We start from the raw sequence: 21,849 nt of genomic DNA, 5'->3' as shown, positions 1-21,849 counted from the left end.
CGGTGTTTGTCTGGTCGGTCACGCGCGCACCACCTTGGTGCCGGTGCCCTCGTCGGTGAAAAGCTCCACCAGCACGCAGTGTTCGACCCGCCCGTCGATGACATGCGCGCTCGGCACGCCCGCGGTCACGGCCCGCAGACAGGCTTCGACTTTGGGAATCATGCCGGCCTCCAGCGTGGGTAGCAGTTGTGACAGTGTGGCGGTGTCGATTTCGCTGACCAGCGAACCGCGGTCCGGCCAACTCGTGTACAGGCCTTCGACATCGGTGAGCATCAACAGCTTCTGGGCGTGCAGTGCCTCGGCCAGCGCCGCCGCGGCGGTGTCGGCGTTGATGTTGTGCACCACGCCCTCGGCGTCCGGGGCCAGCGTCGACACCACCGGAATGCGGCGCGCCGCAATCAGATCCAGCACGGCGGCGGTGTTGACCATCTCGACATCACCCACCAGGCCGATGTCGGTGGCCACGCCGTCCACGGTGACGCTGCGCCGCACGGCGGTGAACAACTGGGCGTCCTCGCCGGTGATGCCGACGGCATACGGTCCGTGCGCGTTGATCAGGTTGACCAGCTCGCGACCGACCTGGCCGAACAAAACCATCCGCGCCACGTCGAGCACTTCCGGTGTGGTGACCCGGAATCCACCCTTGAAATCGCCGGGGATGCCGAGCCGCCGCAGCATCGCGGTGATCTGTGGGCCGCCGCCGTGCACGACGACGGGATGGACGCCGCAGTTACGCAGGAATGCCATGTCGGCTGCGAACGCGTGGCGCAGCGTGTCGTCGGTCATGGCGTTGCCGCCGTACTTGATGACGACGATCTTGCCGTGCAGCTGCTTGAGCCAGGGCAGGGCTTCGGCGAGCACCTGCGCCTTGACCGCGGTGGACAGGGCTTCAGTCGCAGAGCTCATGAGCTGTAGGCCGAATTCTCTTCGACGTAGCCGTGCGACAGGTCGGTGGTCCGGATGGTCACCCAGCCGTCGCCGAGCCCCAGGTCGACCGTGATGTCGATGTCGGCTTCGGAGAGGTCCACCTCGCGCGCTCCGGGGACCCCGGCCCCGTCGGCGAACACCGCAAAGCCGTTGAACGACACCGTGATCCGGTCGGGGTCCAGGGCGATGGGCGCGATGCCGACGGCGGCGAGCACCCGGCCCCAGTTGGGGTCAGAGCCGAACACCGCGGTCTTGACCAGGCTGTCGCGGGCGATCGTCCGGGCGGCGACCAGGGCGTCGTCCTCGGAGGCCGCCCCCTGCACGGTGACGTTGACCCGCTTGGTGACGCCTTCGGCGTCGGCTTGCAGCTGGGCGCACAGGTCATCGCACACCCGCAGCACGGCCTCGTCGAGCTCGGCCTGGCTCGGCGCGATCCCGCTGGCTCCCGACGTCAGCAGCAGCACCGTGTCGTTGGTCGAGCACGCGCCGTCGATGTCGAGCCGGTCGAAGGTGCGCGCGGTGGCGTGGCGCAGCGCGGAGTCCAGGGCCGCGGCGTCGACGGCCGCGTCGGTGGTGAGCACGCAGAGCATCGTCGCCAGCGACGGCGCGAGCATGCCTGCGCCCTTGGCCATTCCGCCGACCGTCCAGTTGTCCCGATGGTGCAGCGCAACCTGTTTGGGCACGGTGTCGGTGGTCATGATCGCCTGGGCCGCCTCGTCACCGCCGGACAGGCCGCCGGCCATGTCCTGCACGATCGTGCGCACCCCGGCCAGCACCTTGTCCATCGGCAACCGGTCGCCGATCAACCCGGTCGAGCACACCGCGACCTCGATGGCGCCGGTCTCGGTTCCCCAGTCCGACAGCGCGGCCGCGACGGCTTCGGCGGTGGCGTGCGTGTCCTGGAAGCCGCCCGGCCCGGTGCAGGCGTTGGCCCCGCCGGAGTTGAGGATCACCGCGCGCAGCGCGCCGGTGCTCAGCACCTGCTGGCTCCACAGCACCGGTGCGGCTTTGACCTTGTTGCGGGTGAACACCCCGGCGGCGGCATAATCGGGGCCTTCGTTGAAGACCAGGGCCAGGTCGCGGTTACCCGAGGCCTTGATGCCGGCCGCGATGCCGGCGGCCCGGAACCCGGCCGGCGCGGTGACGCCCTGTTCGCGCAGCAGCCGAACGTCGGCGGCCGTCGACGTCACGGCGCCACCCCGATCACCGAAAGGCCTTCGGTCTCCGGCCAACCCAGCGCCAGGTTCATCGACTGCACGGCGGCGCCGGCCGTCCCCTTGACCAGGTTGTCGATCGCGGCGATCGCGACGAATGTCTGAGCTGCCTCGTCCACCGCGACCGCGATGTGCGCCGCGTTGCTGCCGATCACCGACCCGGTGCGGGGCAGCTGCCCGTCGGGCATCAGGTAGACGAAAGGTTCTGCGTGGTAAGCCTTTTCGTAGGCCTCACGCAGCCGCGCCAGCGGGGCGCGGGTGCGCGCGGTGCAGGTCGCCAGGATGCCACGCGCCGTCGGGATCAGCACCGGGGTGAACGACACGGTGACGTCGCGGCCGGTGACGGCGCCCAGGCCCTGGGCGATCTCGGGGGTGTGCCGGTGCGCCCCGGCGATGTTGTAGGCCCGCGCAGAGCCGATGACCTCCGAGCCCAGCAGGTCGGTCTTGGCGGCGCGGCCGGCCCCGGAGGTGCCGCTGACGGCGACCACGGTGACGGCCGGTTCGATCAGGTCCTCGGCCACCGCGGGCAGCAGCGCCAGCAGCGCCGCGGTCGGGTAGCAGCCCGGAACGGCGATGCGGCGGGCGCCGCGTAGCCGCTCACGCGCGCCGGGCAACTCCGGCAACCCGTACGGCCAGCTGCCGGCGTGCGGCGATCCGTAGAACCGCTCCCACGCCCCGGCGTCGGTGAGCCGGAAGTCGGCGCCGCAGTCGATGATCAACGTGTCGGGGCCGAGCTGTTCGGCCAGCGCGGCCGAATGACCGTGCGGCAGGGCCAGAAACACCGCGTCGTGGCCGGCCAGCACGTCGAGCTCGGTCGGCTCGACCACACGCTGGGCCAGCGGCGTCAGGTGCGGGTGGTGCTCACCGAGCGTGCTGCCGGCGCTGGCGGCCGCGGTCACCGCGCCGATCGTCAGGCGGCCGTGCGCGTAGGCCGGGTGCCCGAGCAGCAGGCGTAGGATTTCACCGCCCGCGTAGCCGCTGGCACCGGCAACCGCCACCTTCATTCCGTCGGCCATTCCGCCGATTCTGCATGGTTATGCAGTGGTTTGCAAATCCATTCCACTAGGCCCGGAGCTCCGCGCCGACCGCCTCGGCGGCGCGGCGGACCGCGGCGTCACGGGCCGCGGTGGCGTCGTCCTCGGTGAGCGTACGGTCGGGCGCGCGGAACCGCAGCGCGAAGGTCAGCGACTTGCGGTCCTCGCCGATCTGCGGGCCCGTGAACACGTCGAACAGTTGCAGGTCTTCGAGCAGCTCCCCCGCGCCCTCGCGGACGGCGTCGGCTACCGCCTGGGCCGGTACGTCCGCGGCCACCACCAGGCTGACGTCCTGGAAGACGGCCGGGAACGGCGACACCCGCGGCGCAGGCAGCGGCGCGGCGATGGGCATCGCATCCAGGTTCAGCTCGAGGGCACAGGTGCCCTTCGGCAGCCCGGCGCGCTCGATCACCGCGGGATGCAGCTGGCCCGCGTAACCCACCGGGGTGTCTCCGACGAGCACTTCGGCGCACCGACCCGGATGCCACGGCAGCTGCTGCGCCGCGCGCAATCGCACGTCGATTCCGCTGGCGCGGGCGATGATGCGGACCGCCTCGAACGCGTCGGCGGCCTCAGCCCGGCGGCCCGGGCCCCAGGGTCCGCGGCGTTCACGCAGGCCGGTCAGCACCGCCGCGACGTGCTGTGGCTGCCGCGGCAACGACGCGTCGAGCACCGCGATCTCGGCGTCGGTGGGCCGGCGGTCGACGGGAATGAGGTCCACCGCGCGGGTGTCCGCCGTCGGCTGGACCACCTGCGCCAGGGCATACAGCGAGACGTCGAGCAGCCCGCGAGAGACGTTGCGCACCAGCGCTTCCAGCAATGCGGGCAGCAGCGTGGTGGCCAGGTGCGGGCGGTCGGCCTCCAGCGGGTTGAGCACGTCGGTGGTGGTGCGCCGCGGGTCGTCGGCCGGCAGGCCCCACAAGTCGAACACGCCCGCAGGTAAAAACGGCGTCGGCAGGATCTCGACGTAACCGGACTGGGCCAGGGACTTGCCGATGGCGCGGCGCCGCTTCTGCACGGCGGACAGGCCCCGCCCGGCCGGCGCGGCCGGCAACACCGACGGGATGACCTCCAGCCCCTCGAGGCGCAGCACCTCCTCGACGAGATCGGCGGGCTGCACGAGGTCGGGCCGCCAGCTGGGTGGGGTCACCGTCAACGTGTCGCCCCGCTCCGCCACGTCGGCGCCGATCTGGGTGAGCCGCTTGGCGGTCGTGCCCGGGGCGTAGTCCACCCCGGCGACGCGATCCGGCAGGTCGACGGCGATCTCGATGGGCGGCAGGGCCCAGTCGTCGCGCGGCGGGTCACCGCGCCAGTCGGTCAGTCCGTCGGAGACCACTCCGCCGGCGATGTCGGCGAGCAGGGTGGCGCACCGGTCCAGCGCGGCCACCGAGATGGCCGGATCCACGCCCCTCTCGTAGCGGCGGGCGGCTTCGCTGGGCAGGTGCAGTCTGCGCTGGGTGCGCGAGACGGCGGCGGGATCCCACACCGCGGCCTCGAGCAGCAGGTCGGTCGAATCGGCGCGCACCTCGGTGCTCGCCGCGCCCATCACCCCGCCGATCGCGGTGGTCGCCGTGTCGTCGACGATCAGGACGTCGGCCGGCTCGAGTTTGCGCTCGATGTCGTCGAGGGTCACCACGGTCTCGCCGGGCCGGGCGAACCGCACGCCGAAGCTTCCGGTGATCCGCTTGCGATCGTGGGCGTGCATGGGGTGACCAAGCTCGAGCATCACGTAGTTCGTCACGTCGACCGCCGGGGAGGTCGCGCGGATGCCGGACAACAGCAGCCGGCGCTGCAGCCACCACGGCGACACGGCCGCGGGGTCGATGCCGGTGACCGGACGCAGCGCGAACCGCCGCACGCCGGTACCGGGCTGCACGGTCAGCGGCCAGGCCTCGCCGTTGACCGGCAGCGGCTTGATCACCTGGCCGCCGGCCGGGTCGACGAAGTCCAGGTCGTAGGCGCAAGCGATCTCGCGGGCCAGGCCGCGCAGCGACATGCAGTAGCCGCGGTCGGGCGTGATCGCCAGGTGAAAGACGACGTCGTCCAGGCCCAGCACCGCGGCGCCGTCGGCGCCCGGGTCGGCGGTGCCGGGCGGCAGCACCAGGATCCCGGAATGGTCGGCGCCCAAGCCGAGTTCCGCCGCCGAGCAGATCATGCCGTCGGAGTTGCGGCCGTAGGTCTTGCGGGCGGCGATCTTGAAGTCGCCGGGCAGCGTGGTGCCGGGCAGCGCCGCGACGATCAGATCACCCACGGCGAAGTTAGTTGCGCCGCAAACGATCTCACGGTCTTTGCCGTCGCCGACATCGACGTGGCAGAACCGGATCGGCTTTTTGAAACCGGTCAGTTCTTCGATGGCGGTGACCCGGCCGACCGTTAGCGGGCCCTCGACCGGCCCCAGGGTGACGACCTCTTCGACCTCGTGCCCGATGCGCACCAGCGCCTGCTCGAGCTCGGCGGGGGCGACGTCCCAGTCCGGTGCGCCGGCCGCCACGATCTCACGTAGCCAGCTGTACGGAACGCGCATCAGGCACCAACCCCGAACGGCAGCGAGAACCGGACGTCGCCCTCGACGATGTCGCGCATGTCCGGAATCCCGTTGCGGAACTGCAGCGTTCGTTCCAGGCCCATGCCGAATGCGAAGCCGGAGTAGACGGCCGGGTCAATCCCCGCGGCGCGCAACACGTTTGGATGCACCATCCCGCAGCCGCCCCATTCCACCCAGCCGGCGCCGCCCTTCTTGCCGACGAACCAGACGTCGACCTCGGCGGACGGCTCGGTGAACGGGAAGAAGTGGGGCCGGATCCGGGTGCGGGCCTCGGGGCCGAACTCGGCGCGCGCGAACGCGTCCAGCGTCCCGCGCAGGTGTGCCATGGTCAGGCCGCGGTCCACCGCCAGGCCCTCGACCTGATGGAAGACCGGCGTGTGGGTGGCGTCGAGTTCGTCGGTGCGAAACGTGCGGCCGATCGAGACGATGTAGACGGGCAGTTCGCGGGCGAGCAGGGTGCGCACCTGCACCGGCGAGGTGTGGGTGCGCAGTAGCTGCCGGGAACCGTCGGGCGCGATGTAGAAGGTGTCCTGCTCGCTGCGGGCGGGGTGGTCGGGCGGGAAGTTGAGCGCGTCGAAGTTGAACTGCTCGGACTCGACCTCGGGGCCGTCGGCCAGTTCCCAACCCATTGCGATGAAGGTGTCGGCGATGTGTTCGGCCAGGATCGTGATCGGGTGCCGCGCGCCGGTCGGCTGCCGGGTCGACGGCAGCGTGACGTCGATCCCTTCGGCCACCAGCACCGCGGCGTCTCGTTCTGCGCGCAGGACCGCGAGCCGTTCGTCGTAGGCCTGCTGGGCGTCGGTGCGGGCGGCGTTCACCCGCTTGCCGGCGTCGGCCCGCTCGTCCTTCGGGACGCCGCCCAGCGCCTGGCGCGCCAGGGCCAGCGGTGAGCGGTCGCCGAGGTGCTCGGTCTTGACGCGCGCCAGTGTGTCGAGATCGCCGGCGCGCGAGAATGCCTCCCGGGCGGCGCTGACCGCTCGGGCCAGGGCTTCCGGCGACAGGTCGACGGGTTGATCACCCACGCGGCGACACTCTCCTTGCTTCAAGGTTGGCTGCAAGTTGCCCAGCGGCAAGTGCTGATCATAGTGATCCGGCGCGTGGCGCCTGGCGGACGTGGCAGTTGAGCGGGCCGACGGGCCGCGTGAGCGCAGCGGCCGCGTGAAGCGGCTTAGCCGGCCACGGCCGGCTGCCGACCGGCCAGCGTGTCTTCACCGTCGAGCGGCAGGGCAGGCAGGCCACGACCGGCGGCCAGCTTCGCCAACTTGTAGGCGACGAAGGCACCCACGAGGCCGAACACCGGCGTCGCCGCCATGGTGCCCCAGTGGTGGGCCAGCATCAGGAAGCCGAAGCCTGAGGACGCCGCCAGCATCAGGTACCGCGCCGGCGTCCAGTGGATCGGCTGCCGGAACCGGGCGGACACCAGCACGCCCAGGATCACCGCTACGGTGTGGCCCGCGTCGGTGAAGTCGCCGCCGATGATCGCCGAGGCGATGCCCGCCGACACCCACCAGCCGACCCAGGCGGCCCGCCAGCGCGACGGGATCACCGCCGTCATCGCGCCGAGCACCGCCAGCGCGCCGTAGCTCATGCCGACGTCGCTGGCGCGGGTGATGGACACGGGCAGCCAGCCGAACTCGACCGACGCGGCCAAGCCGGCGGCCACCAGCAGCGTCGCGCCGATGTGGCCGACCACGAAGGCCACCACCAGCCGGATGGTGCGCAGATGCAGCTCGGCCAACGCCAGCAGGCAGGTCAGGAAGGGCAGCCAGAAGTAGAGCGGGCCGGCGTCGACCACCAGCGCGCTGCCCAGCAACGTGCCCAGGTGGCCGTGGGCCAGGTTGTGCACGTTGGTGCTGGCGCGCTGCACGATGACGTCATGCGCCTGCGGGCCGAGGGCCAGAATGGCGGAGCTGATGGCAAGCAGCAGCGCCGCATACCCCACAGTGAATTGGACCCGGGCGAGCCGGGACACGATGCCCCCTACCATTGGCACCCATTATGGCTGCGGTTCCGTTTCGGCTGTGTCATCAGAGCCTGACAACTCCTTAAGAGTCTTGAGGCGATATATCGCCAAATCGTCGGGAACGCCGGCGGGCTTCGCCCCGAAAACCGGCTTCCTGGTGCGTTTGGCCTCGACGCCCAACGCGTCCAACTCGCTTTGCGGTATGAGATCTAACGTTGAACTCGACACCATGATTCCACCCTTGGTGCCTCTTTCCATAACTCGTGCGGCGATATTCACATCGACACCGAGCCAGTCCGCCGCCAGCCGCTGCGGTCGCCCGGTGTGAATCCCGACCCGCATCCGGGGCGTGTGACCCGCCACCTCGACCGATTTCAGCGCCTCCTTAGCGGCCAGCACGGCCCGTACGGCGACCGTCGGATCGCCGAATACGGCCATCAGGCCGTCGCCCATCCGCTTCACGATGTGTCCGCCGGCGTCGAGCAGGGGTGGCTCGACCGCCCGCGCCACCTGGCGGAGCAGCGCCAGCGCCGCGTCGTCGCCGGCTTGCAGGGACCACGTCGAGAAGCCGACCAGGTCGGTGAAGACCAGCGTCACCTCCGGGTTGGCCGGCCGTCGCGACACTCCCTCGGTCAGCGCCTGCCACACCTGCAGCACCCCGAGGCTGACCTCGCGCGACACCGCGTCCCGGTCCCCCAGCAGCCGGTCGGCCGCGCGCGCCGCGGCGCGCGGACCGCCCTCGCCCGCCGTGGACAGCGGATCGCCGAACTCGGGGTCACCGGGCAGCAGTTTGCGCGCTCGCCGGATGAACGCGACCGCCCCGGGGCTTCGGTTGCGGCCGTGCAGCCATTGAGTCGCGCTGTGCAGCGGAGAACGTTGCGTAGTTGATTGCGCCTCGGTCTCTTCGGGCTCACCCGGGTCCAGATCGCGACGCGCGAGTTCCACCTGGCCAGGTTATTTGTTTTCGTTCCAGGCAGGCAACGACAGTCCGGGACCCTTCTGCCGTATGTGTCACATCTCGCACCAAACCACCTGATCACGGTGGCGCCACACCGATGCGGAAGCTCGATAACACCCTCGCGGACATATCGCCGAAATCGTAGACAACGCGCGTTGTCAAAGTTATCGTGAGCGCAATCGGAGCAGGAGGCCGCGATGACTGGCGCTGTGAAAGCTTGCGGGAGCGAATCCGCGGACCCGCTCGGACCAGATTCCCTGACCTGGAAGTACTTTGGCGATCTGCGCACCGGGATGATGGGTGTCTGGATCGGCGCGATCCAGAACATGTACCCCGAACTCGGCGCGGCCGTCGAGGAGCATTCGATCCTGCTGCGCGAGCCGCTGCAGCGGGTGGCCCGGTCGGTCTACCCGATCATGGGCGTGGTCTACGACGGCGACCGGGCATCGCAGACCGGCCGGCAGATTACCGGCTACCACCACACCATCAAGGGAACCGACGCCGCCGGGCGGCGTTATCACGCGCTCGACCCGGAGACCTTCTACTGGGCGCACGCCACGTTTTTCATGCTGATCGTCAAGGTGGCCGAGTACTTCTGCGGCGGGCTGACCGAGGCCGAGAAGCGGCAGCTGTTCGCCGAGCACGTGCAGTGGTACCGGATGTACGGGATGAGCATGCGGCCGGTGCCCGAAACATGGGAGGAATTCCAGGAGTACTGGGACCGCACCGGCCGCGACACACTGCAGATCAACCGGGCGACGCTGGACATCTTCCAGATGCGAATCCCGAAGCCGAAATTCGTGTTGATGCCGACCCCTATCTGGGACCAGATCTTCAAGCCGCTGGTCGCCGGCCAGCGCTGGATCGCGGCGGGGCTCTTCGAGCCCGCGGTGCGCGAGAAGGCCGGAATGCATTGGACACCGGGCGACGAGGTGTTGCTGCGGTTGTTCGGCAAGCTCGTCGAACTGGCTTTCCTGGCGGTGCCCGACGAGATCCGGCTGCACCCGCGCGCGCTGGCCGCCTACCGCCGCGCCGAGGGTCGGCTGCCCAGCGACGCGCCGCTGGTCGAGGCCCCGCCGTTCATGGCGCCGCCGCGTGACCGCCGCGGGCTGCCGATGCATTACTTTCCGCCGTCGCCCAAGTCGCCGCTGAACCCCGCGCTGCAGCCCGCCCGGGCCCTGATGGGACGCGCCGGATCCCTGGTGCACACGACGCTGTCGCTGGCCGGCCTGCGCGCCGGGCGGGGCCGGCCGAAGCGGCCGGCTACGGCCGCGTAGGCAGGCTCAGCGCCCGCGCGCTCTGATACAGACAGATGGCCGCGGCCGACGCCACGTTGAGGCTCTCCGCGCCGCCGGCCATCGGGATACGCATCCGGTGGTCGGCCGCCGCGACGATTTCGGTCGGCAGGCCGTGTGATTCGGGGCCGAACAGCCACGCCGTCGGTATCCCGAGCAGGTCGGTGGCCTCGTCGAGCCGCGTCTCGCCGTCCACGGTGGTGGCGAGCAGCTGCAGGCCCGCGGCGCGCAAGGCGTCGACGGCGCCGAGCGTGTCGGGCGCGACGACGACCGGGACCGAGAAGATGCTGCCGGCCGACGCGCGCAGGCACTTGCCGTTGTACGGGTCGACGCTGTGGCCGCCGAGGATCACACCGGCCGCGCCCATCGCGTCGGCGAGGCGAATGAGGGTGCCCGCGTTGCCCGGCTCGCTGATCTCGACGGCGACCGCGACCAGCGCGGGCGGGCCGGCCAGCACGTCTTGCAGGTGGGTCTCCGGCGATTCGCAGACGGCGACCAGTCCGGCCGGGGTGACGGTGTCGGACAGCGCTTTCGCCGCGCGCTCGGTGACCGGATGCACCGGGCATCCCGCGGAGGCCAAAGTCGCCAGCAGCGACGCATGACGCTGCTGGGCGACTTCGGTGACGAAGACGTCGCGAACCAGGCCGCGACGGGCCGCGGCCTCGACGAGGTTGGGGCCTTCGGCGAGGAATCGCCCCGTCCGCCGGCGGCCGACGTGGCGGTGCAACTTGACCGCCGCGGCGACCCTGGCCGAACGTTCGGTCAGCACCTGGCCGGTCCGCACCGTCTCTTGTTAGGCCGCTTCTCCGGAATCCGAGGGAGCGTTGACGTCCTCGGGCAATGCCGCCCGGGCGATGTCGACCAGCGCCGTGAAGGCGGCCGGGTCGGCGATCGCGATGTCGGACAGGTTCTTACGGTCCACCTCCACGCCGGCGGCCTTGAGGCCCTGGATCAGCCGGTTGTAGGTGATGTCGTTGGCGCGCGCCGCCGCGTTGATCCGCGAGATCCACAGCTTGCGGAACTCGCCCTTGCGCGCACGACGGTCACGGTAGGCGTAGTTCAGCGAATGCAGTTGCTGCTCTTTGGCCTTGCGGTAGAGCCGGGATCGCTGGCCGCGATAGCCCTTCGAGGCCTTCAGGATGCTGCGCCTCTTCTTGTGGGCGTTGACCGCCCGCTTCACGCGTGCCATTGGATGTTCCTACTCTCGTTCAAAATTAGTTGGTCGGGTTGCCGTGCCAGCTCGCGATGCGGGTCTGGCCGGCGCGGTGGTCAGCCGTTCAGCAGGCTGTTAACACGCTTGGTGTCGTTGGCCGACACCGTGGTTCGGCCGTCGAGGCGGCGGGTCCGCTTCGAGGGCTTGTGCTCGAGCAGATGCCGGCGGTTGGCCTGCTGGCGGACGATCTTGCCGGTTCCGGTGCGCCGGAACCGCTTTGACGCGCCGCTGTGGGTCTTGGCTTTGGGCATGTTTCCTCTGTTCTAGGTCAGTTCGATGAAGGTTCTTCGGCGTCAGCGGCCGCATCGGACTCCGGTGCCGCACCGCCTTCGGGTCCTTCCGGATGCCGCGCCTTGGCGCGGGTCTTCGCGCCGCGATGCGGTGCCAGCACCATCGTCATGTTGCGGCCGTCCTGCTTGGCGGACGTCTCGACGAAGCCGTACTCGGCGACGTCCGCGCCCAGGCGCTGCAGCAACCGATAGCCCAATTCGGGCCGCGACTGCTCACGTCCGCGGAACATGATGGTGACCTTCACCTTCGATCCCGCTTCCAGGAAGCGGATGACGTGACCCTTTTTGGTCTCGTAGTCGTGATCGTCGATTTTCGGTCGCAGCTTTTGTTCTTTGACGACGGTCTGCTGCTGGTTCCGGCGGGATTCGCGCGCCTTTTGCGCCGCTTCGTATTTGAACTTGCCGTAGTCCATGATCTTGCAGACCGGCGGCCTGGCGTTCGGGGCAACTTCGACAAGGTCGAGATCGGCGTCCGCAGCGACGCGCAGTGCGTCTTCGATGCGCACTATGCCTACCTGCTCTCCCCCTGGGCCGATCAATCGGACTTCAGGTACGCGAATGCGCTCGTTGACGCGGGTCTCAGTGCTGATGGGGCCTCCCTTGTTGGGCTTCTTTATGTCCTGCGGTGACGACCCGCCGGGTCGGTCCGGGAAGCAGCGGCGGAGACACCACACCACTAGCAAAAAAGCCCTGCACAAGCAGGGCCCAATGCCGACCGATCACGGCTGGAAATAACTCGAGCCGCCCGCGTTTCCCGCGGAACAGGCATCCGCGATGCCTGTGACCGGACCGCTGAACCTTGGAGATCCGCTCAGGGATTTCGTCGGCGCGCGGTGGGAGTGGGACTCCACTTAACTGTTCCTGGCATTCGCCGGGATGGTCGCAGGCGCTAGTTTAGCAGCCTTGAGGTGGCTTTTAGCACTTCGGCTGGGCGAGCGCGCTGCAAAGCGGGTCGACGCGGCCCGAAACCCACGTCCGAACTCGCGCCCGCCACACTTGGCCCTTAGACAAGCTTTTCACGGATTGAGGGCATATCCTCGCGGTCTGTGACACTCGCTACTCCTGGTTCGGGTCCTCGTTCGGGTCCTCGTTTGGGGCCGCGTTTTGGGCCCAGCGGCAGGTCGAACTCGCGATATCGCTGGGTGCCCGCGGCGGCCGGATGGACCGTGGGCGTCATCGCCACCGTGTCGCTGCTCGGCAGCGTGTCCCCGCTGATCAGGTACCTGATCAAGGTCCCCCGCGAGTTCATCAACGACTATTTGTTCAACTTCCCGGACACCAGCATCGCGTGGTCGTTCATCCTGGCCCTGCTGGCCGCGGCGCTGACCGCGCGCAAGCGCATCGCCTGGCTGCTGTTGCTGGCGAACATGGTCCTGGCCGCCGCGCTGAATGCCGCCGACATCGCCGCGGGCGACAACACCGCCGCCGAGACGTTCGGCGAAAACCTCGGGTTCGCCGTACACATCGTGGCGATCGTCCTGCTGGTGCTGGCCTACCGGGAGTTCTGGGCCAAGGTCCGCAAGGGCGCACTGGTCAAGGCGGCCGCGGTGCTGGTCGCCGGCGACGTGGTGGGGATCGGAGTGTCCTGGGGCCTGGTGGAGTTGTTCCCGGGAACGCTGGCCCGCCCGGACCGCCTGCCGTACGTGGCCAACCGGGTGGTCGGGTTCGCGCTGGCGGACCCGGACCTGTTCACCGGCCGGCCGCACGTGTTCCTCAACGCGATCTTCGGGTTGTTCGGTGCGCTGGCGCTGATCCTGGCGACGATCGTGCTCTTCCAGTCCCAGCGCGCGGAGAACGCGCTGACCGGCGAGGACGAATCGGCGATCCGCGGGCTGCTCGAGCTGTACGGCAAGAACGACTCGCTGGGCTACTTCGCCACCCGCCGCGACAAGTCGGTGGTCTTCGCCCAGAGCGGGCGCGCCGCCATCACCTACCGCGTCGAGATCGGCGTGTGCCTGGCCAGCGGCGACCCGATCGGCGATCCCAAGGCCTGGGGCCAGGCGGTCGACGCCTGGCTGGGTCTGTGCCAGACCTACGGCTGGGCGCCCGGCGTGATGGGCGCCAGCACCCAGGGCGCGCGGGCTTACCGCGAGGGCGGCCTGAACGCGCTCGAGCTCGGCGACGAGGCCATCCTGCGGACCTCCGATTTCAAGCTGTCCGGCCCCGACATGCGCGGGGTCCGTCAGGCCGTGACCCGGGCCCGCCGGGCGGGGTTGACCGTGCGGATCCGGCGGCACCGCGACATCGCGGCCGACGCGATGGCCGAAACCATCGCCCACGCCGACGCCTGGCGGGACACCCAAACCGAGCGCGGCTTCTCGATGGCGCTGGGCCGGCTCGGCGACCCCGCCGACGGGGACTGCCTGCTGGTCGAAGCGCTGGACCGGGACGGCAGCGTCGTGGCGATGCTGTCGCTGGTTCCGTGGGGTACCACCGGCGTGTCCCTGGACCTGATGCGCCGTTCGCCGCAGTCCCCTAACGGCACCATCGAGCTCATGGTCAGCGACCTGGCGCTGAACGCCGAAGCCCTTGGCATCACCCGCATTTCACTGAACTTCGCGATGTTCCGCTCGGCGTTCGAGCAGGGTGCCCAGCTCGGCGCCGGCCCGGTCGCGCGGCTGTGGCGGGGCCTGTTGCTGTTCTTCTCGCGGTGGTGGCAGCTGGAGACGCTGTACCGCTCGAACATGAAGTACCAGCCCGACTGGGTGCCGCGGTACGCCTGCTACGAGGACGCCCGGTTGATCCCGCGTGTCGGCGTCGCCTCGGCCCTCGCCGAGGGGTTCCTGGTGTTGCCGTTCGGCCGGCGCAAGACGCACACCGGCCACTACCCCGCCGTCCCGCAGCGCTTGGCGGAATCCGGGCTGCTGCATCACGACGGCAGCGCCCCGGACGTCAGCGGGCTGCGGGAGCGCCGCGAGACCGCCGACGAGGAGGAGTCCAGGTCCCGGCTGCCCGAACAGGTGCGGGTGCGGCTGGCCAAGCTGAAGATATTGCAGCGCAACGGCGTCGACGCGTATCCGGTGGGAACGCCGCCCAGCCACACCGTCGCCAATGCGCTCGACGCGGACGACCGGGACGCCATCACCGTCTCGGGCAGGATTTTGCGGATCCGCGACTACGGCGGCGTGCTGTTCGCCCAGCTGCGTGACTGGTCGGGGGAAGTGCAAGTGCTGCTGGATAATTCGCAGCTGCAGAGGGGACGAACCGCCGACTTCACCGCGGCCATCGACCTGGGCGACCTGGTCGAGGTGTCCGGGCACATGGGCTATTCCAAGAAGGGGAGCCGCTCGCTGATCGTCGACGACTGGCGGATGATCGGAAAGTGCCTGCGGCCGTTGCCGAACAAGTGGAAGGGGCTGACCGACCCGGAGGCGCGGGTGCGGACCCGCTACGTCGACCTGGCCGTCAACCCCGACTCGCGCGAGCTGCTCAAGGCGCGCAGCGAGGTGTTGCGCTCGGTCAGGCAGACGCTGTTCGCCAAGGACTTCATCGAGGTCGAGACACCGATCCTGCAGCAGATCCACGGCGGAGCCACCGCCCGGCCCTTCGTCACGCACATCAACAGCTACGACCTGGACCTGTTCCTGCGCATCGCGCCGGAGCTCTACCTGAAGCGGCTGTGCGTCGGCGGCGTGGAGCGGGTCTTCGAATTGGGCCGGGCCTTCCGCAACGAGGGGGTGGACTTCAGCCACAACCCGGAATTCACCCTGCTGGAGGCCTACCAGGCCCACGCCGACTACAAGGTGTGGATCGACGGATGCCGCGAGCTCATCCAGAACGCCGCCCAGGCCGCGCACGGCGAGCAGATCGTGATGCGGCATGGCGCCGACGGCCGGCTGGAACCGGTCGACATCTCCGGGGTCTGGGCGGTCAAGACCGTCCATGACGCCGTGTCCGAGGCGCTCGGCGAGCACATCGACCCTGCGACGCCGCTGTCCGCGCTGCGCAAGCTGTCCGACGCCGCGCACATCCCCTATCGGGCGCAATGGGATGCGGGCGCGGTGGTACTGGAGCTGTACGAGCACCTGGTCGAGGACCGGACCGAGGAGCCGACCTTCTATATCGACTTCCCGACCTCGGTGTCCCCGCTGACGCGGCCACACCGCAGTGAGCCGGGCGTCGCCGAACGGTGGGACCTGGTGGCGTGGGGCGTCGAGCTGGCCACCGCCTACAGCGAGCTCACCGATCCGGTCGAGCAGCGGCGCCGCCTGCAGGAGCAGTCGCTGTTAGCTGCCGGCGGGGATCCGGAGGCGATGGAGCTCGACGAGGACTTCCTGCAGGCGATGGAATACGCGATGCCTCCCACCGGTGGGCTGGGAATGGGCATCGATCGGCTCATCATGCTCATAACGGGCCGCAGCATCCGCGAGACGTTGCCATTTCCGCTGGCCAAGCCGCATTAGCCCAGGCACCGACCAATCAGAAAGCCTAGAGCGAACATTCGGTAAACATGTTCCAGGCCGGTTACCGATAGATCACAATGAGTCACGTGACAGCCTCGATGGACAGCGCTCCCGCGCAGTTCCTGGCAAGTAGCCACACCTCGCTGATGCATGGCTGGGTGCCGGTGACGATCCAGGTGCTCGCCGCGGTGGTGCTCACGGCGGCGGTCGGCTGGCGGTCGCGCCGCTGGCGCACGGTGTGGATGCCGGCGGCCGCGCTGGCCGGCGGGGTTGCGGCCTACCTGACGCACTGGTACATCGTCGACCGCGGGCTCTCCGACGACCCGGCCCCGGCGGCGCTGTGGCTCTGGGTCACGCTGACGGGCATGGCGGCGGCGGTGCTGGTGCTGGGCTGGCGCACCGCGCGCCGCTGGCGGCGCGGCGCCGCGGTGCTGGCAGTGCCCCTGTGCCTGCTCAGCACGGCGCTGATGCTCAACCTCTGGGTGGGCTACTTCCCCACCGTCCAGTCGGCGTGGAGCCAGCTGACGTCGGGGCCGCTGCCCGATCAAACCGATCAGGCCACCGTCACCGCCATGGCCGCCAAGGGAACTCGGCCACCGCACGGCACCGTGGTGCCGGTGGCGATCCCCTCGGACGGGTCACACTTCAAACACCGCGGCGAGCTGGTCTACCTGCCGCCGGAATGGTTCGCCACCACCCCACCTCCGCCGCTTCCGACGGTGATGATGATCGGCGGGCAGTTCAACACGCCGGCGGACTGGACACGGGCGGGCAACGCGGTCAAGACGATCGACGACTTCGCCGCCGCGCACGACGGCAAGGCGCCGGTGCTGGTGTTCGTGGATTCCGGCGGAGCGTTCAACAACGACACCGAATGCGTCAACGGGGTCCGGGGCAACGCGGCCGACCACCTGACCAAAGATGTTGTGCCTTTTATGGTTTCGAGTTTCGGGGTCAGCCCGAGCCGGGCCAATTGGGGCGTCGCCGGCTGGTCGATGGGCGGGACCTGCGCCGTGGATCTGACCGTCATGCACCCCGACATGTTCAGCGCGTTCGTCGACGTCGCCGGTGATTTCTTCCCGAACGCCGGCAACAAGGCCCAAACCATCGCCAGGCTGTTCGGCGGAAACGCCGACGCCTGGGCGGCTTTCGATCCGACCACGGTGATCAACCGGCACGGCCCTTATCGCGACGTGGCCGGCTGGTTCGCGATCTCATCCGACGGCCCGCCCGCCCCGCGCCGCGGGCTCCCGATGACCGACAGCGGCGCCATCCGGCTGGCCGGACGCGAAGCGGCCGCCAATCCCGGCAACCAGAGCGCCGCCGCCTATTCGCTGTGTGCGCTCGGCCGCTCCGAGGGAATCGACTGCGCGGTGGTGCCGCAGCCCGGCAAGCACGACTGGCCATTCGCCGACCGCGTGTTCGCGGCCTCGCTGCCCTGGCTCGCCGGGGAGCTCGGCACTCCGGGAATTCCGCGGACGCCGTTGCCCGCCGCGTCCGCGCCCGCGGCGGGTGCCCCGGTGGTCGTCCCGGCCGAACGTTCCAACACCGCCAAGCGATAGCGCCCGTGCCGTCCGTCGCGTGGGTCCGGCGCGCCGTCTTCGCGCGGCACTGCCATCCGTTGAGCGCATGGACCCGGTGGGCCAGCACGCCGCTGATCCTGGTCCCGGTCTGGACGCGGCGACGGGCCCATGCGGTGTGGATTGCGTTGTGGCTGGCCGTGAATCCCGTGGTCTTCGGTGAGCCGGCGCACCACCGCGCATGGTCGACGCGGGCGATGCTGGGCGAAGAGCTGTGGATCACCCACCGGCCCCGCGATGCGGCGATGGTGGTCAGCGCGGCGACGTCGGCGACCGCCTTGGTGGCGGTAGTCGCCGCGCGCCGGCATCGGCTGCGCCCGGCGCTGATCGCCGTCGTGGTGCAGATGGCGTTGACACTGGTGTACTGGCAACAAATGGTCCGGTATTTCGAGCGGCGATCGCGCTAGCGGACTCAGGGCTCCGTCGGATCGATCCGGACTGGAACCGTACCCTCGGCCAGCAGCCGCCGGGTCGCCTCGGCGGGAATGGGTTGGCAGAACAGGAATCCCTGTGCGCGCGAACAACCTTCGCTGAGAAGCACGCGCGCCGCGCTTTCGGACTCGACGCCTTCGGCGACGACGTCGAGGCCCAGCGCGTGGGCCAGGCCGGTGATCGCCCGCACGATGGCGCGGTCGTCGGCGGAGGTGGCGAGATCCAGCACGAAGCCGCGGTCGATTTTCAGCGTTCCCACCGGCAGCGTCCGCAGCAGACCCATCCCGCTGAAGCCGGTGCCGAAATCGTCGATGGCGATGTTGATCCCGAGCTCGGTGAGGCCCAGCAACGTGGTTCGGGTGTTCACCAGGTCCTGGATGAGCAGGCTTTCGGTGACTTCCAGCCCGATCGACGACCCGTCGAGCCCGAACTTCTCCAGCGTGCGCGCAACGGTGTTGACCAAATCGTGCGCGACGAGCTGGGCCGGCGAGACGTTGACGCGCAGCATGATGTCGTGCCCCACGCCTTGGGCCCGCCACTGCGCCAGGTGAGCGCACGCCGCATTCAGCATCCAGTTGCCGAGTTCCGCGGCGAGATTGATGGATTCGGCCACCGGCACGAATTCGTCCGGATGCAAAAGGCCCCGAGTGGGATGCTGCCAGCGCACCAACGCCTCGACCGCCAGGATCTTTCCCGTCGGCATGTCGACCTCGGGCAGGTACGCGACGGTGAGCGCGTCCGATTCGATCCCGGCCTGCAGGTGCAGCTCGATGTCGTTGCGCAGTTCACGACGGGTGAGCATTTCGGCGGAGAACACCCCGATACTGTCTCCGCCGCTCCCCTTCGCGGCGATCAGCGCTTCGTCGGCGCGCCGCAGCAGATCCAGGCTCGAGTCCGTCCCGGGGGAACCCGTTGCGACGCCGACGCTCACGGTGCGGTTGAGGACCACCCCGTCGATGGTCACGTGGTCCTTAACCTGGGTTCGCAACGACTCCGCGAGCCGTCGGGCGGCATCGAGGTCCATCGCCGACGCGGGAACCACGACGAATTTGTCGCCGCCGAGCCGGGCGATCATGCCCGTGTCTTGCATGGCTTCGGTGGTCCGCGCGGCGAAGTCGCAGATGAACTGGTCACCGGCGGCGTGACCCAGGTAGTCGTTGATCGCCTTGAGCCGGTCGAGGTTGAAGACCAACACCGCGACCGGGCCAGGTTGCCCCCCAACGACGCGAGAATTCAGATGCGCCAACAGGGTTCGACGGTTCGGCAATCCCGTCAGGTCATCGTGTTCGGCTTGGTAGTGCAGCCGGTCCTCGACGATCAGGCGGGCCTGCACCTGGGCGAACATCGTGGCGACCACCGTGAGCGTATTGAGCTCATCCTGGGTCCACGCCCGGTCACCGTACTTCACGAAGCCAAGCGCACCGGTGGTGACGTCGCCGGAGAGCAGCGGGACAGATGACAGGGAGATCGCCGGAATGCCGCTCGCCTCCGAGATGGTGCGCTGGTAATCCTCGTTCGCGGATTCGGGACGCAGCACGATCGGTTCTTTGGAGTGTTCGCACATGGCGAAGATGGGGTCGGCGTCGGCGAAGTAGATCGTGTGCAGCGGGTCCGGGTCGGGGATGTCCGGCCGCGGTGGCCATTCGGCCACCAGGACCGTGGCGTGGATGTCGTGATCGTTGTAGCGCAGGAAACTCACGTCCACGTCGAGGATCGCCACCAGTTCGGCCAATATCTCCGTGCTGATTTCCGCTGCGGTGGCGGCAGTTGCGCCCATCAGCTTGGTCGCTACGGACGTGACGATGTTGGCCAGAGTCTTTGGCGCAGCGCTATTTTCGATGTTTTCCATGTCCGCTTACCCTGGCACGCGCAGACTGGCGCTCAGCGAGCGGCGCCGTGCCGGCACCGAGGGCGGCGGACCGGACACGAGGCGCAGCACGAGGATTTCGTGTTCGCCGGCGCCCAGTCCGGCGCGGGCCCGGAAGGCGTCCTGCAGCCCCTTCAGCTCCTCGGCGTAAGCGGGCGACAGGGTCTGGAAGTCATTGTCGCCGTGCGCGTACAGGAACACCGGCGACACCGGATGCACGCCGAAGCCGCTGCGTTCGGCGGTGATCCAGAACGCCTCCAGCGCCGCGCCCCCGCGGGCGTAATCGGTGAGCGCGGACCCCGTCACCGCGACCACCGCCAAGGCCGCGCTGGCCGTGACTCGCTGGCGGGTGACGTCGCCCAGCACCCCACCGGCATCCCAGCGCGCCAGCTCGACCATGACATCGGGGCGACGGACGAGTTCCAGGGCCGCCAACTCACCGGCATCCAGTTCCAGGGCACGGACATCGATTCCTGTCTCCGGTGACGGGTCAGCCGGAAAACGTAGCTCCGACACCATTTCCGCGTGCAGGCGAGGGGTCAGATAACGGATGCGGTCGGCTTCGGCCAGTATGCCTGAGACGGCGATGATTTGGTCGCGATCGGTGATCAGCCGCAGCCGCGCGCCCTCACCGGCCGTGGCGGCCGCCAGGCGCTCGGCGGTTTCCGGGGGGACTGCGACGGCACAACCGGGGTGGCGATTTGTTTGCCGGTCCAGCATCGCCCGGTATTGCTGCGCCAGTTCGGGGTCGTCACCGTCCCCCCACCGCATCTCGCCGTGCAGCACGGTGTGCGGGTGGTCGTCACGAAAGCTGACCGGGCCGAGCGCGCCGTGCGCTGCCGCCGCGACGCGCGCGTTGAACATGGCCGCGCCCAGCGCGACCGCGCTGGCCCGAAATTCGACGTCCATGGTGGCCGAATCCTCGGCAGCCAGCAGCAACTGAATCGAGGTGTCGTCGATGGCGATCCGCCACGGCTGGCCGTTGCCGCCGGAAGGGGCGCGGATCGCCGCGCTCGCAACGGCTTCGGCGATCCCTGCTTTCGTTGCGCCCGGCCCGATGGCTGCGGCGACGTCAGCGGTCGATGCGTGCGGCGGGGCATCCCGCGCCACGGGCGGGACGAGAGCGTCGAGAGCGCCCGCGATGTCGATCTGGACGCGTCCGGATCGCAGCGGCTCGCCCAGGCCGATCCGGCGCACCGCCTCGGCCGCCGCGGCGGCACCTACCCAGATGTCGCCGGCCAGCTGAGGCCACCCGCCCAACGTCTGTCCGACCTCGACCAGCGAGGCTGCCCCGCGCGCGGACAATTGCCGAGCGTCCAAAAGGCGCAACAGGTATGGCAGCTTGTCGCGGGTCGACAATCCGCTCAGCGCCGTCGTGTCCATGTCGCTCAGCAACCCGTGCAGCACCGAGGGCTGCGGCCGCAGGTCGAAGCGCTCGACATCGAGTAGACCCCGATCGCTGGTGGCCATGAGCACCGGGATGCCGCGGTCGCGAGCCGCCTCGCGCAGCAGGATCTTGATGTCCAGCGAATCCGCTTGGTCGATCAGCACATCCAGGCCGTCCAGAAACCCGTCGACGCGTTCGGCGGTCACCTCGGAGGTGAATACCTCCAGGCTCAGGTACGGATCGAGTTCCGCGATCCGCCGCGCGGCGACGGTGGCCTTGTTGAGGCCGAGATCGAGCACCGTCGCCGGGACGCGATTCAGATTGGACAGCTCCAGCGTGTCACCGTCGGCCAACCGCAATGCGCCGCAAAGACCTTGCGCCGCCAGACAGTACGCGATCGCGTGACCCGAGCTCAGGCCGACGATGCCGATACGCAGGCGTTGCAGGCGCTCCTGCTCGGCGGAGGTGATCAGATGCCGGTTCCGGTCGAGTCGGGCGGCAGCAAACGCTCGCGGACCCGCGATCCGCACCACGGCGTTGCGCCACGAGAAGTACGCCCACCGGCCGCCTTCCTCGGCTCCCGCCGAATCGGGGTCGGACCGGTCGATGAAGTCGATACCCGGTGTCGCTCTGAGCCGTTCCAATACGTCGCGGTCCGCGGCGATATGGTCAGCGAGAACCACTGCACCACTGGCCTCGTGGCTCTCGTAGCTATGGCCCATCCAACTCCCAACGGCGTAG

The 21,849-nt window shown here is 69.3% G+C and carries 16 protein-coding genes and 1 pseudogene; 4 read left to right on the top strand and 13 right to left on the bottom strand.

Translation table 11 applies throughout. From position 1 onward, the window contains the following. Positions 1 to 18 precede the first annotated feature (18 nt). From argB to ACZYVJ_RS00610, 7 genes and pseudogenes are all read right to left on the bottom strand, one after another. Positions 19 to 906 (bottom strand): acetylglutamate kinase, encoded by an 888-nt coding sequence (argB, locus tag ACZYVJ_RS00640; protein WP_463829229.1) that lies wholly within the window; start codon positions 904 to 906, stop codon positions 19 to 21. After that, positions 903 to 2,117: a bifunctional glutamate N-acetyltransferase/amino-acid acetyltransferase ArgJ gene (gene argJ, locus ACZYVJ_RS00635; protein WP_463829228.1), complete on the bottom strand. Its 1,215-nt coding sequence runs from the start codon at positions 2,115 to 2,117 to the stop codon at positions 903 to 905. The genes argB and argJ overlap by 4 nt, the downstream gene beginning before the upstream one ends. Further along, a pseudogene (gene argC, locus ACZYVJ_RS00630) lies at positions 2,114 to 3,173 on the bottom strand (N-acetyl-gamma-glutamyl-phosphate reductase). The gene argJ and the pseudogene argC overlap by 4 nt, the downstream one beginning before the upstream one ends. Before the next feature lie 30 nt (positions 3,174 to 3,203). Continuing rightward, positions 3,204 to 5,699, bottom strand: a complete 2,496-nt coding sequence (pheT, locus tag ACZYVJ_RS00625; RefSeq protein ID WP_463829226.1) for a phenylalanine--tRNA ligase subunit beta — start codon at positions 5,697 to 5,699, stop codon at positions 3,204 to 3,206. After that, positions 5,699 to 6,742: a phenylalanine--tRNA ligase subunit alpha gene (pheS, locus tag ACZYVJ_RS00620; protein WP_463829225.1), complete on the bottom strand. Its 1,044-nt coding sequence runs from the start codon at positions 6,740 to 6,742 to the stop codon at positions 5,699 to 5,701. Before pheS ends, pheT begins: the two co-directional genes overlap by 1 nt. 146 nt (positions 6,743 to 6,888) lie before the next feature. After that, positions 6,889 to 7,707, bottom strand: a complete 819-nt coding sequence (locus ACZYVJ_RS00615; RefSeq protein ID WP_463829224.1) for a rhomboid-like protein — start codon at positions 7,705 to 7,707, stop codon at positions 6,889 to 6,891. 9 nt (positions 7,708 to 7,716) lie between these two features. Continuing rightward, a complete protein-coding gene (locus tag ACZYVJ_RS00610) occupies positions 7,717 to 8,628 on the bottom strand; it encodes an adenylate/guanylate cyclase domain-containing protein (RefSeq protein WP_463829223.1) in 912 nt (303 codons plus the stop codon). A gap of 210 nt (positions 8,629 to 8,838) precedes the next feature. On the opposite strand from ACZYVJ_RS00610, the gene ACZYVJ_RS00605 reads away from it, so the two are divergent. Beyond that, on the top strand, positions 8,839 to 9,918 hold the full coding sequence (locus ACZYVJ_RS00605) for an oxygenase MpaB family protein (protein ID WP_463829222.1): 1,080 nt from the start codon (positions 8,839 to 8,841) through the stop codon (positions 9,916 to 9,918). Here ACZYVJ_RS00605 and ACZYVJ_RS00600 read toward each other — a convergent pair. From ACZYVJ_RS00600 to infC, 4 genes are all read right to left on the bottom strand, one after another. Then, the gene (locus ACZYVJ_RS00600; protein WP_463832778.1) at positions 9,905 to 10,705 is read right to left on the bottom strand and encodes a TrmH family RNA methyltransferase; all 801 of its coding nucleotides are present in this window, start codon (positions 10,703 to 10,705) and stop codon (positions 9,905 to 9,907) included. The genes ACZYVJ_RS00605 and ACZYVJ_RS00600 overlap by 14 nt on opposite strands. Positions 10,706 to 10,729: 24 nt before the next feature. Then, positions 10,730 to 11,125 carry a 50S ribosomal protein L20 gene (gene rplT, locus ACZYVJ_RS00595; protein ID WP_007776071.1) on the bottom strand — a complete coding sequence of 132 codons (396 nt, stop codon included), beginning with the start codon at positions 11,123 to 11,125 and terminating at the stop codon, positions 10,730 to 10,732. An 80-nt stretch (positions 11,126 to 11,205) separates the two neighbouring features. Further along, positions 11,206 to 11,400, bottom strand: coding sequence for a 50S ribosomal protein L35 (gene rpmI, locus ACZYVJ_RS00590; RefSeq protein ID WP_463829221.1), 195 nt, complete (start codon positions 11,398 to 11,400; stop codon positions 11,206 to 11,208). A gap of 17 nt (positions 11,401 to 11,417) precedes the next feature. Beyond that, complete coding sequence (infC, locus tag ACZYVJ_RS00585; protein WP_463832777.1) at positions 11,418 to 12,029, bottom strand: translation initiation factor IF-3; 612 nt, start codon at positions 12,027 to 12,029, stop codon at positions 11,418 to 11,420. A 501-nt stretch (positions 12,030 to 12,530) separates the two neighbouring features. Here infC and lysX point away from each other — a divergent pair. The 3 genes from lysX (at position 12,531) to ACZYVJ_RS00570 (ending at position 17,829) form a co-directional block, all read left to right on the top strand. Next, positions 12,531 to 15,842: a bifunctional lysylphosphatidylglycerol synthetase/lysine--tRNA ligase LysX gene (gene lysX, locus ACZYVJ_RS00580; RefSeq protein ID WP_463829220.1), complete on the top strand. Its 3,312-nt coding sequence runs from the start codon at positions 12,531 to 12,533 to the stop codon at positions 15,840 to 15,842. A 77-nt stretch (positions 15,843 to 15,919) separates the two neighbouring features. Next, entirely contained in the window at positions 15,920 to 17,404 is a 1,485-nt protein-coding gene (locus ACZYVJ_RS00575) for an alpha/beta hydrolase (protein ID WP_463829219.1), read from the top strand. A 5-nt stretch (positions 17,405 to 17,409) separates the two neighbouring features. Next, complete coding sequence (locus tag ACZYVJ_RS00570; RefSeq protein WP_463829218.1) at positions 17,410 to 17,829, top strand: hypothetical protein; 420 nt, start codon at positions 17,410 to 17,412, stop codon at positions 17,827 to 17,829. A gap of 5 nt (positions 17,830 to 17,834) precedes the next feature. On the opposite strand, the gene ACZYVJ_RS00565 is transcribed toward ACZYVJ_RS00570, so the two are convergent. Continuing rightward, positions 17,835 to 19,694, bottom strand: a complete 1,860-nt coding sequence (locus tag ACZYVJ_RS00565; protein WP_463832776.1) for a putative bifunctional diguanylate cyclase/phosphodiesterase — start codon at positions 19,692 to 19,694, stop codon at positions 17,835 to 17,837. A gap of 15 nt (positions 19,695 to 19,709) precedes the next feature. Further along, on the bottom strand, positions 19,710 to 21,830 hold the full coding sequence (locus ACZYVJ_RS00560) for an Rv1355c family protein (RefSeq protein WP_463829217.1): 2,121 nt from the start codon (positions 21,828 to 21,830) through the stop codon (positions 19,710 to 19,712). Positions 21,831 to 21,849 lie beyond the last annotated feature (19 nt).

This window comes from Mycobacterium sp. IDUB_3, assembly GCF_055419585.1.
This window is presented reverse-complemented; position numbering and strand designations above follow the sequence as displayed.

What these genes read in the sequence shown, in the direction of transcription:
- argB (WP_463829229.1), bottom strand. Translation starts at nt 906, where the DNA reads ATGAGCTCTGCGACTGAAGCCCTGTCCACCGCGGTCAAGGCGCAGGTG.
- pheT (WP_463829226.1), bottom strand. Translation starts at nt 5,699, where the DNA reads ATGCGCGTTCCGTACAGCTGGCTACGTGAGATCGTGGCGGCCGGCGCA.
- ACZYVJ_RS00615 (WP_463829224.1), bottom strand. Translation starts at nt 7,707, where the DNA reads ATGGTAGGGGGCATCGTGTCCCGGCTCGCCCGGGTCCAATTCACTGTG.
- ACZYVJ_RS00605 (WP_463829222.1), top strand. Translation starts at nt 8,839, where the DNA reads ATGACTGGCGCTGTGAAAGCTTGCGGGAGCGAATCCGCGGACCCGCTC.
- rplT (WP_007776071.1), bottom strand. Translation starts at nt 11,125, where the DNA reads ATGGCACGCGTGAAGCGGGCGGTCAACGCCCACAAGAAGAGGCGCAGC.
- rpmI (WP_463829221.1), bottom strand. Translation starts at nt 11,400, where the DNA reads ATGCCCAAAGCCAAGACCCACAGCGGCGCGTCAAAGCGGTTCCGGCGC.
- ACZYVJ_RS00575 (WP_463829219.1), top strand. Translation starts at nt 15,920, where the DNA reads ATGAGTCACGTGACAGCCTCGATGGACAGCGCTCCCGCGCAGTTCCTG.
- ACZYVJ_RS00560 (WP_463829217.1), bottom strand. Translation starts at nt 21,830, where the DNA reads ATGGGCCATAGCTACGAGAGCCACGAGGCCAGTGGTGCAGTGGTTCTC.